Origin of the sequence: Caldisalinibacter kiritimatiensis, from assembly GCF_000387765.1 — a bacterium.
Taxonomy (GTDB): Bacteria; Bacillota; Clostridia; order Tissierellales; family Caldisalinibacteraceae; genus Caldisalinibacter; species Caldisalinibacter kiritimatiensis.
In genome coordinates this window covers 1-10,255 of sequence record NZ_ARZA01000033.1, presented here as the reverse complement: position 1 = coordinate 10,255, position 10,255 = coordinate 1, and the positions used below count along the sequence as shown (strand labels likewise).

Below are 10,255 nucleotides of genomic sequence, written 5' to 3'. Positions count from 1 at the left end.
CCATTTAAATAAATAAAATGCAGTATTTATGCGAGTTGTAGAGTTCTGCAACGAGCTATCAAGAGAATAGTAAAGGGGGGTAAATATTGTTTTTAAAGAGAAAAACAATATTGTTAATTACTTTAGTATTTTTATTAGTGATTGTAGGGTATATAAACCATCAATTCACTAAATATTCCTTATTAGAAAGTTCTAATGAATATCAGGAATATGAAAAAGAGAAAATGTCAGATATTCAAGATACTAATAAAGAAGTTACTCAATCTAATGTTGATGATATTAAGGAAAGTAATACTGATGTAGCTGATAATAACTCGGCAGTAAAAGTTATGACTGATGAAACAAATGAAAATATCGAAGAAACAATGAGTAAATCAGTTGAAGTTGAAAATAGTAACTATTTTATTGAATATCGCATATCTAGAGATAAATTAAGAGCAGATTTAATTGAAAGATTAGAGGAAATAATAAACAACAAAGCTACAGATCAGAGTATAAGAAACGAAGCACAAAAACAAATTATTACGATTGGGAAAATAGCAGAAAAAGAACTGTTTATTGAAGGATTAATAAAAGCTAAAGGCTTTGAAAATGTTGTTGTGTTTTTAGATGAAAACAGTGCTAGAGTTGTAGTTTCAAGAGATGAGTTAACAGAACAAGATGTAATGAAAATATTAGAAATAGTAATGAGTGAAACTGAGTTAGATGCAACGCAAATAAAAATAATGAAAAAGTTTTAGTACTATTTGTAAAAAGAGCAGTGCTCTGATATAATATTCATATAAAAATGTTAAATATGATGACCTTGGGGGTGAAGATATGGCAGAGAATGTAAACATTGATGAAATACAATATGGACAGATTAAAATTGCGGATGAAGTAGTTGGTATAATTTCAGGATTAGCAGCTACTGAAGTTAAAGGTGTAGCTGGGATGAGTGGTGGTATAGCTGGCGGTATTGCTGAAATGTTAGGAAGAAAAAACTTATCAAAAGGAGTTAAAGTAGAAGTAGGAGAAAAAGAAGCGGCTATAGACCTATACATAGTTGTTGAGTATGGAGCTAAAATACCAGAAGTATCATGGGAAATTCAAGAAAGAGTAAAGAATGCAGTGGAAACAATGACAGGCTTAAATGTTGTTGAAGTAAACATTCATATACAAGGTGTTAATATAGAAAAAGAAGAAGATGAGCAACCTGAAGAGCCACACCATAGAGTTAGATAATTAAAAAGAACCCTCTGATTTATCAGAGGGTTAATTTAAATATTTAGAAAGGGTGTTAAGGATGAAAATACTAGATAGAATTATACTCACGATTTATACATTATGCTTAGCTATAGTTTCCATGTTTATCATGATATTCCCAATAAAAAATATAAAATTATTGCAAGTTGATGCAGTTACTCCATATTTATCTGCTGCAAAGGGAAATTATTGGTATTCTATAATTGGACTTGCATTTTTATTAGTTAGTATAAAATTTCTAATATCAGGAATTACGAGAACTAATAGAAATAATTATATAATGAGATATACTAAACTAGGACAATTAAAGATATCAAGTCAGACTATTGTTGGATTAACTGAAAATGTGGTTTCAACAACAGAAGGCATTAGTGACGTAAAAGTAGATGTAAAATTTGAAGAAGATAGTATATTATTAATAATAAAAGGTTTAGTATACCCGGACGTTAATATTCCAGAAGTTACTACAGGATTACAAAATAAAGTAAAAGAACACGTCGAAAAATGTACAGGTGTAGAGGTTAAAGAAGTAAAAGTTGAAGTGAATAATATTACAGCTCCAGTGAAAGTGACAAGATAAGTTATTTGAAGAGGTGATTAGCTTGCTCAAGGAAAGATTATTAGACATATTTGAAAAACATCAAGGTAAAATTTTAGGTAGTCTATTTGGATTGATTGTAGCTATAGTCTTTCTAACTGTAGGATTTTTTAAAACAATTTTTATTTTGATTTTAGTAGCGATAGGTTATTATTTTGGCAAAAAAATTGATAATCGCGAAAATATAGGAGAATTGTTAGATAGGATATTACCACCTGGAAAATTAAAATAGTACATATAAAAACTAAGACTTAGATAAAATAAACATAGAATGAATACTTCTTGATAATGTATCGATTTATTGCTATATTAAATAGGGTAGTTTCATTAAACAATATAGAAACAATTTTATACAAATTATTAAAATTAAGATAAAATTAAATAGGAGGTTACAGATGGGCAGAAAAATAGCAAGAGAAGAGGCTATGAAGTTATTATTTCAAATGGAGATAAACAATAATTTTTCGAATAGCATTGTTGAAGAGTATTTAGAAGAAAAGAAACCAAAAAATAGAGAAAGTGAATATATTAGTGATATAATATCAAAAGCAATACAGAATAAAGAATATATAGATAGTGTAATCGAAAAACATTCTAAGTCTTGGAAGCTAAATAGAATAGCTAAAGTAGACCTATCTGTATTAAGAATAGCGATTTGTGAGATTAATTATAGAAGCGATATACCTTTAGAAGTTTCAATAAATGAAGCATTAGAAATAAGTAAAACTTATAGTAATTTAGAATCAGCTAAATTTATAAACGGCGTACTAGGTAGTTATGTTAAAAGATTGGATGAAAAAGATGAGTAACTATTATTTAGGTATTGATACTAGTGCATATACTACTTCTATAGCCGTTATAAAAGAGTCTAATAGAATAATTGCTGATTATAGAATGATATTAAAAGTTAAAAAAGGCAAAAGAGGATTAAGACAGCAGGAAGCTGTCTTTCAACATATTAATAATATTAGAACCTTAATAGAAAAATTATCAAACGAAATAGATTTAAATAAAATCAATGTTGTCTCAGCTAGTATTAAACCTCGAAATTTAAATGAATCATACATGCCTGTTTTCAAAGTTTCAGAAAACCAAGGTTTTATTTTATCAAAGACTTTAAATGCATCTTATAAACAATTTAGTCATCAAGATGGACATATTGCAGCTGGACTTATAGGAAGTGATTTACAGATAAAAAAAGAATTCTTAGCACTACATATTTCGGGAGGGACTACTGAATTACTAAGAGTAAGAGATGAACTAGAAAACTTTAATATAGATATAATAGGAGGAACTAAAGATGTTAGTGCAGGACAGCTAGTTGACAGAATAGGTGTAAGATTAGGTCTGAAATTTCCATGTGGAAGAGAATTAGATGCAGCTTCTCAAAAAAAGGGCGCAAATAAAAAAATAAGCTATCCTGTAAGTGTTAAAGATACATATCTAAATTTTTCGGGGACAGAAACTTATTTTAATAAGTTAATTGATAAAAACAAGTACGATAGCAAGATAATAGCTTATAATTTATTTAGCTCTATAGGATATTCATTATTAGATATTATAAAAAATGGAATAGAGGTTTATAATATAAAGGATATACTAATTATTGGAGGAGTAGCATCGAATTCAATAATCAGAAGGATACTAATTGAGAATATACAGAATAAAAATATTGGAAATATATATTTTCCAGAATCTAAATATTGTACAGATAGTGCAATTGGTATTGCTTATTTAGGTAAAATTAAAAGAGGAATAAATAGTGAGGTGTAAAACATGTCAGGTAAAATAATTGATGGTAAAGAAATAGCTAACTCTATACATGAAAGCTTAAAAAACGAAATAGAAGAACTAAAAAGTAAAACAGATAAAGTGCCTGGATTAGCTGTAATTTTAGTTGGTGATGATAAAGCATCTCATAAATATGTTTCAATGAAGGAAAAAGCTTGTAAAAAAGTTGGCATAAATTCAGTTGTTTATAGGTTAGATGCTAATACTACTGAAGAAGAAGTACTGGAGTTAATTGATAAACTAAACAAAGATGAGGACATTAATGGTATACTTGTACAATTACCATTACCTAATGGAATAGGTGAGAAAAAAATCAATGCAAATATACTACCATCAAAGGATGTAGATGGATTTCATGCTGTTAATACAGGTAAATTATTTCTTGGTGAAGAAGGATTTTTACCTTGTACACCAAAGGGAATTATTAAACTAATAAAGTCAACAGATATAGAAATTGAAGGAAAGAATGCTGTAGTGATAGGACGTAGTAATATAGTTGGCAAACCAACAGCTTTACTACTTCTAAGAGAAAATGCTACAGTTACAATATGCCATTCTAGAACAAGAAATTTAGAAGAACATATTAGAAATGCTGACATTATAGTTTCGGCTGCTGGTGTAGCAGATCTTGTTACTGAAACTATGGTTAAAGATAAAGCGATAGTAATTGATGCAGGTATTAACTTTAAAGATGGAAAATTAGTTGGAGATGTTGATTATATAAATGTTAAGAAAAAGGCATCATGGATAACACCTGTGCCTGGTGGTGTAGGTCCAATGACAATTGCAATGTTATTGGAAAATACAGTGGAGGCTTTTAAGAAAAAATGGAGTTAAAACCTTTAAAGGTATCAGAAGTTAATAGATATATAAAACGAGTCTTAACTAGTGACCCTATTCTTCATAATATAAGGGTAGAGGGAGAAATATCAAATTTTAAGCATCATTATAGTGGTCATATGTATTTTTCACTAAAGGATAATGATTCTAAATTAAATTGCATAATGTTTAATAACAGCTGCAAAAACTTAAGCTTCACACCTGAAGATGGTATGAGTGTAGTAGCAATTGGATATATTTCAGTATATGAAAGAAATGGAAATTATCAGTTATACGTCACTGAGATGACTACAAAAGGTATTGGTGACTTGTTTATAGAATTTGAAAAACTAAAAAAGAAGTTAGAAGAAGAAGGATTATTCGATGAAAATAAAAAGAAACCGATACCTAAATTTCCAAAAAAAATAGGAGTTGTAACTTCATCAAAGGGAGCTGCTGTAAAAGATATTGTAACAGTAGTAAAAAGAAGATTACCATCAGCAGAAATAATAATTTATCCTGTTTTAGTTCAAGGACCGAGAGCTAGTGAGGATATTTGTAAAGGGTTAGAGCATTTTAACAGCCGTAATGATATAGATGTAGTTATTACAGGTAGAGGTGGAGGTTCTATTGAGGAGCTTTGGGCTTTTAATGAAGAAAATGTTGCTCGTACAATTCATAAGATGAAAATACCTGTTGTATCAGCAGTGGGGCACGAGACAGATTTTACAATTGCTGATTTTGTATCGGATTTACGTGCACCTACACCATCTGCTGCAGGAGAATTGTCGGTTCCTAGTAAGAGTGAAGTTAATAGTAAATTAAACGAATTATTTAATAGATTATATAACTCTTATTCAGAAAACTTAAATAAAAATAGAAGTAAGATAGCTTTACTAAAGGTTAAACTAGAATATAATAATCCGATTGATAAAATAAATCAGAAAAAACAAACGCTTGATATCTTATTTAAAGAATTAATAAAAAATAACAATTACTTATTAGAGAAATATAAAAATAAAGTTGAGATGTTAGAAGAAAAATTATATACATTAAGTCCTGTGTCTATAATTGAAAGAGGCTATACACTAACTTTAAATAAAGATGGACATGTTATAAAAAGTATAAACGAACTGAAAAAGAATGAAGTTGTTAACATAAAATTTATAGACGGGACTGCAAAAATGAAAGTTGTTTCCTTGGATTTAGAGAAAGAGGAGGAAAATAATCTAAATGAACGAAAAGAATGTTGATTTTGAAAGTGCTATTAAAGAATTGGAAAAAATAGTTAATAACCTGGAGAATGGTGAATTAACATTAGAGGAATCTTTTAAGGAATTTCAAAGAGGAGTAGAATTATACAAGTATTGTAATGATTTTATTAATAACGTTGAGGGTAAAGTTAAATTACTTTTAGAAAATGAAACTGGAGAAGTAAAAGAAATAGAGTTTCTAAATGAATAGTAGGAGGATAGTATGGAATTAGGTAACGAATTAAATGAATATAAAGATATAATTGAAAGTGAATTAGATAAGACGCTACCCAATGAAGGAATGTTACAAGAAAAAGTATTTAAAGCAATGAGATATAGCATATTTGCCGGAGGAAAGAGATTAAGACCTATATTAACACTAAAGGCTTGCAAGTTAATTAGTGGAGATTATAAAAAAGCATTACCTTTTGCTTTGGCCTTAGAGATGATACATACATATTCACTAATTCACGATGATTTGCCTGCTATGGATGATGACGACTATAGAAGAGGAAAATTAACAAATCATAAAGTTTACGGAGAAGATATTGCTATATTAGCTGGAGATGCACTATTGAATTATGCATATGAGACCATGATAGATGCTATAAAAAATAATAAAAATTACAGAAATGAATATATTAATGCATTTATCGAAATTGCTAAAGCAGCAGGTGTTTTTGGAATGATAGGAGGTCAAGTAGTTGATGTCTTATCTGAAGGAAAAGATATAGGTGAAGAAACATTAAAATTTATACATAAAAATAAAACTTCTGCTTTGATAGAAGCATCAATAGTTGCAGGTGCAATAATAGGTGGTGCAACAGAACAAGAAATAAATAAATTAAGACAATATGGAAAAGCTATAGGGTTAGGATACCAAATACGTGACGATATATTGGATGAAATAGGAGATATCAATAAGCTTGGTAAAGACATAGGAAGTGACGAAGAAAATAATAAAGTTACATATGTAGCAATGTATGGTTTAGAGAAATCTATTGAAGAAACGAAAAGATTAAGTGAAATAGCCAAAAACGCATTAAAATTATTTGAGCATAAAGAAACAGTTGACTTTTTTAAGAGATTATGTAATTATTTAGTTGAAAGAGAAGTTTAAAATAGAGCTTAGTAAGTCGAGAATATAGTGTAATAGAAAGACGTATGGATGATTTTTATATTGCTTATAAGTTTGAAATAGTAACTTTAATATGTTATAATTAGTTCTAGTCTATGATACAGTGAAACTGGGATGGTGCAGTATTCTAGTCAGTGCTGCTAATTTTGAAGGCGGGGCTAAAAATCCGTCAAAGGGCATATCGATGAAGTTCCTGGTTTCGGCTGCCGACGCCCAGTTGGGGGTCGATTCTGGGAGTAAGGAGGATGGGGCGATCCACAAAGGCATGTGGGCGATGACCCTACCTCCGTGGAGACCCGTTTACATTAGTAAATGGGAAAACCTGCATTGTGGTGAAAGCTACATGCAGCGTAGCCTGCCTTGAGTGAAATAGGTGGAAAATAGTGTATGCTTGGATTTCCATGGGCCCATGGAATGAAGAGTTTGCTATTGAAACCTATTTTGCAAAAGAGGCTAGAAATTAGCGTGGCTGTTGAGGAAAACTCCTAGACTGTTCCTGAGTGGAGGTATGTTAGGGATTACAGTGCGGACTAAGTGGTAATCTAGCTCTACCTATGGCGACAAGGTAGGAATGGGATTAAAGGGAAACCGCTGTATGGCGACATGCAGTTTCTGTTCGGGAAATCCTGCTAGACCTTAAGCCGCAAAGTTTACCTAATATACTACCATCCCAGAGACTGTTTATTAACACTTTACTTAGAGCTTTAACCCCCACTTTTAAAAGTGGGGGTTAATTTAAAGTATGGAGTAGAGTTGGAGGAATGAATTTGGGTAATAATAAAAAAAAGGATAGTAAGAAAACAAAAAAAAGGAAAAAGTATAATATAAAATGGGTTCTTTTGATAACATTTTGGACTTTTGTACTAGCAGTAAGTGTAAGTATGATTTCAGAGTCAATAATGAGAAATTTTGATATCATAATGGCTTTTATAACTCTTATTTTGATAATATTCTTAGGAGTTGTTTTTGATTTAATAGGAATTTCTGTTGCTATTGCAAATGAGGCTCCATTTCACTCTATGGCTGCTAATAAAGTTCAAGTAGCAAGATATGCTGTAAGACTAATAAGAAATGCAGGACCTGTTTCAAATTTTTGTAGTGACGTTATAGGTGATATAGCTGGTATAATTAGTGGTGCTGCAGGGACAATTATTGTTATTAAACTATTAAATATATATGGAATAAAAGAAGGTGCTTTTGTTAGTATAGTAATGAGTGGAATCATTGCTGCATTAACAGTCGGCGGCAAAGCTTATGGTAAAGAAATTGCTATTAATAACGCTAATAAAATAGTACTATATACAGCAAACTTTTTCATGATTTTACACAAAAAATTTGGAATTGATTTATTACCTAGGCTTAAGAAAAAGAAAAAGATAAAAAAAGAAAGGTAGATGAATTCCGTGAATAAATTATCGTCATTATCAAGTGTAAAAGATATAAAGAATATGAATATAAGTGACCTAAATAACTTATCATCAGAAATTAGACAGTTTATTATAGAAACGGTTTCAGAAACAGGGGGACACTTAGCCTCAAATTTAGGAGTTGTAGAATTAACACTAGCATTACATAAGGTATTTGATAGTCCTAAAGATAAGATAATATGGGATGTAGGGCACCAAGCATATGTACATAAAATAATAACAGGTAGAAAAGAAGAATTTAAAACTATAAGACAATATAAAGGCTTAAGTGGGTTTCCAAAGAGAAGTGAAAGTGAACATGATATATTTGAAACTGGTCACAGTTCAACCTCAATATCAGCAGGATTAGGATTAGCATTAGCTCGTGATATAAAAAAAGAGGATTATCATGTGGTGTGTGTCATTGGAGATGGAGCAATGACTGCAGGTATGGCCTTTGAAGCTTTAAATCATGCTGGAGATATAAAAACAAACATGATAGTTGTATTAAATGATAATGAAATGTCTATTTCAGAAAACGTTGGAGGATTATCGCGTTACTTAAACAAAATTAGAACTGAACCTACATATTTCAGGATGAAAGAAGATATTGAAACAATATTAAATAGCATTCCTGCTGTGGGTAAAAAAGTATTTAAGACAGCTGAAAGAGCTAAAGACAGTGTAAAATATTTTTTAGTACCAGGAATGCTATTTGAAAGCTTGGGTTTTAAATATCTAGGTCCTGTAGATGGTCATAACATAAAAGAACTTATAAATGTATTTAAGAGGTCAAAATATGTTGAAGGACCTGTTTTAATTCATGCAGTTACAAAAAAAGGTAAAGGTTATAAGCCGGCCGAAGAGAATCCTGATAAATACCACAGTGCATCACCATTTGTTATTGAAACTGGTAAGGCAAAAAAGAAAAATAGTGTAAAGAAATATTCACAAATTGTAGGTGAAACATTAGTAAAAATAGCAGAGAAAGATGAACATATTGTAGCTATAACTGCAGCAATGCCAAGTGGAACGGGTTTAGATGAATTTAAAGAAAAATTTTCTAAAAGATTTTTCGATGTTGGTATAGCTGAGCAACATGGTGTTACATTGGCTGCAGGTTTAGCTACAAATGGTATGAAACCAGTTTTCGCAGTTTATTCAACCTTTCTACAAAGAGGATATGACCAGTTGTTACATGATGTATGTTTGCAGAATTTACCTGTAGTATTCGCTATAGATAGAGCAGGATTAGTGGGAGCAGATGGTGAGACCCATCATGGTGTGTTTGATTTATCTTATTTAACTCATATACCAAATATGGCTGTATTAGCTCCTAAGGATGGCAATGAACTTGCAGAAATGCTCAAGTTTGCTATTAACTACAATGGACCTATTGCTATAAGATATCCGAGAGGACAATGTGCAGATTTATCTTATTTAAATAAAAATAATAAGATAGAGTACGGCAATGGAGAAATATTAAAAAAAGGTAAGGAAATAGCAGTAATAGCAGTAGGAAGAATGGTAGAATATGCATTAAAAGCTAGTAATATATTAGAAAAAGAAGGTATTACTCCAACATTAATCAATGCTAGATTTGTAAAACCAGTTGATAAAAAATTGATAAAAAAAATAGCAAAAGAACATAAAACAATTATAACTATAGAAGACAATGTAAAAATAGGTGGTTTTGGAAGTAAAGTTGTTAAGCTGTTGAATGATATTGGTTACGAAGGTAATGTAGATGTGATTGCCTTACCAGATAAATTTATTCAACATGGAAATGTAGAGCAACTATTTAAAGAAAACAACCTTGATGTAGATAGTATTGCTAATACACTAAGGAAGAAATTTAAATAGGGGAGAGAGTTATGACTAAAAAAAAAGAAAGAATAGACGTATTATTAGTAAAAAAAGGGTTAGCTGAGAGTAGAGAAAAAGCAAAAAAATTCGTTATGGCAGGTATGGTCTATATAGATAACAGAAGAGTAGAAAAACCTGG

At 30.5% G+C, this 10,255-nt stretch carries 13 protein-coding genes; all 13 read left to right on the top strand.

Translation table 11 applies throughout. The features are described from left to right. Positions 1-86 precede the first annotated feature (86 nt). Positions 87-740: a SpoIIIAH-like family protein gene (locus L21TH_RS00985; RefSeq protein ID WP_006306755.1), complete on the top strand. Its 654-nt coding sequence runs from the start codon at positions 87-89 to the stop codon at positions 738-740. 79 nt (positions 741-819) lie between these two features. Then, positions 820-1,224 (top strand): Asp23/Gls24 family envelope stress response protein, encoded by a 405-nt coding sequence (locus L21TH_RS00980; RefSeq protein ID WP_006306754.1) that lies wholly within the window; start codon positions 820-822, stop codon positions 1,222-1,224. Between the two features lie 61 nt (positions 1,225-1,285). After that, on the top strand, positions 1,286-1,825 hold the full coding sequence (gene amaP, locus L21TH_RS00975; RefSeq protein ID WP_034428918.1) for an alkaline shock response membrane anchor protein AmaP: 540 nt from the start codon (positions 1,286-1,288) through the stop codon (positions 1,823-1,825). A gap of 22 nt (positions 1,826-1,847) precedes the next feature. Continuing rightward, positions 1,848-2,075 carry a DUF2273 domain-containing protein gene (locus L21TH_RS00970; protein ID WP_006306752.1) on the top strand — a complete coding sequence of 76 codons (228 nt, stop codon included), beginning with the start codon at positions 1,848-1,850 and terminating at the stop codon, positions 2,073-2,075. Positions 2,076-2,238: 163 nt separating this feature from the next. Continuing rightward, a complete protein-coding gene (gene nusB, locus L21TH_RS00965; RefSeq protein ID WP_006306751.1) occupies positions 2,239-2,652 on the top strand; it encodes a transcription antitermination factor NusB in 414 nt (137 codons plus the stop codon). Further along, positions 2,645-3,616, top strand: a complete 972-nt coding sequence (locus L21TH_RS00960) for a Kae1-like domain-containing protein (protein WP_006306749.1) — start codon at positions 2,645-2,647, stop codon at positions 3,614-3,616. The genes nusB and L21TH_RS00960 overlap by 8 nt, the downstream gene beginning before the upstream one ends. Before the next feature lie 3 nt (positions 3,617-3,619). Next, on the top strand, positions 3,620-4,471 hold the full coding sequence (gene folD, locus L21TH_RS00955; RefSeq protein WP_006306747.1) for a bifunctional methylenetetrahydrofolate dehydrogenase/methenyltetrahydrofolate cyclohydrolase FolD: 852 nt from the start codon (positions 3,620-3,622) through the stop codon (positions 4,469-4,471). After that, positions 4,462-5,706 carry an exodeoxyribonuclease VII large subunit gene (xseA, locus tag L21TH_RS00950; protein ID WP_006306745.1) on the top strand — a complete coding sequence of 415 codons (1,245 nt, stop codon included), beginning with the start codon at positions 4,462-4,464 and terminating at the stop codon, positions 5,704-5,706. Before folD ends, xseA begins: the two co-directional genes overlap by 10 nt. Next, the gene (gene xseB / locus L21TH_RS00945; protein ID WP_006306743.1) at positions 5,687-5,917 is read left to right on the top strand and encodes an exodeoxyribonuclease VII small subunit; all 231 of its coding nucleotides are present in this window, start codon (positions 5,687-5,689) and stop codon (positions 5,915-5,917) included. Before xseA ends, xseB begins: the two co-directional genes overlap by 20 nt. Positions 5,918-5,929: 12 nt before the next feature. Then, positions 5,930-6,826 carry a polyprenyl synthetase family protein gene (locus L21TH_RS00940; protein WP_006306742.1) on the top strand — a complete coding sequence of 299 codons (897 nt, stop codon included), beginning with the start codon at positions 5,930-5,932 and terminating at the stop codon, positions 6,824-6,826. A gap of 785 nt (positions 6,827-7,611) precedes the next feature. After that, a complete protein-coding gene (locus L21TH_RS00930) occupies positions 7,612-8,238 on the top strand; it encodes a hypothetical protein (RefSeq protein ID WP_006306740.1) in 627 nt (208 codons plus the stop codon). 9 nt (positions 8,239-8,247) lie between these two features. Then, entirely contained in the window at positions 8,248-10,113 is a 1,866-nt protein-coding gene (dxs, locus tag L21TH_RS00925; protein WP_006306738.1) for a 1-deoxy-D-xylulose-5-phosphate synthase, read from the top strand. 11 nt (positions 10,114-10,124) lie between these two features. Further along, a partial coding sequence (locus L21TH_RS13970) for a S4 domain-containing protein (protein WP_278244272.1) occupies positions 10,125-10,255 on the top strand: 131 nt, incomplete at its 3' end.

Excerpts from the sequence above, each read along its gene's own strand:
- L21TH_RS00980 (WP_006306754.1), top strand. The coding sequence starts at position 820 with ATGGCAGAGAATGTAAACATTGATGAAATACAATATGGACAGATTAAA.
- amaP (WP_034428918.1), top strand. The coding sequence starts at position 1,286 with ATGAAAATACTAGATAGAATTATACTCACGATTTATACATTATGCTTA.
- nusB (WP_006306751.1), top strand. The coding sequence starts at position 2,239 with ATGGGCAGAAAAATAGCAAGAGAAGAGGCTATGAAGTTATTATTTCAA.
- L21TH_RS00960 (WP_006306749.1), top strand. The coding sequence starts at position 2,645 with ATGAGTAACTATTATTTAGGTATTGATACTAGTGCATATACTACTTCT.
- folD (WP_006306747.1), top strand. The coding sequence starts at position 3,620 with ATGTCAGGTAAAATAATTGATGGTAAAGAAATAGCTAACTCTATACAT.
- xseA (WP_006306745.1), top strand. The coding sequence starts at position 4,462 with ATGGAGTTAAAACCTTTAAAGGTATCAGAAGTTAATAGATATATAAAA.
- xseB (WP_006306743.1), top strand. The coding sequence starts at position 5,687 with ATGAACGAAAAGAATGTTGATTTTGAAAGTGCTATTAAAGAATTGGAA.
- L21TH_RS00940 (WP_006306742.1), top strand. The coding sequence starts at position 5,930 with ATGGAATTAGGTAACGAATTAAATGAATATAAAGATATAATTGAAAGT.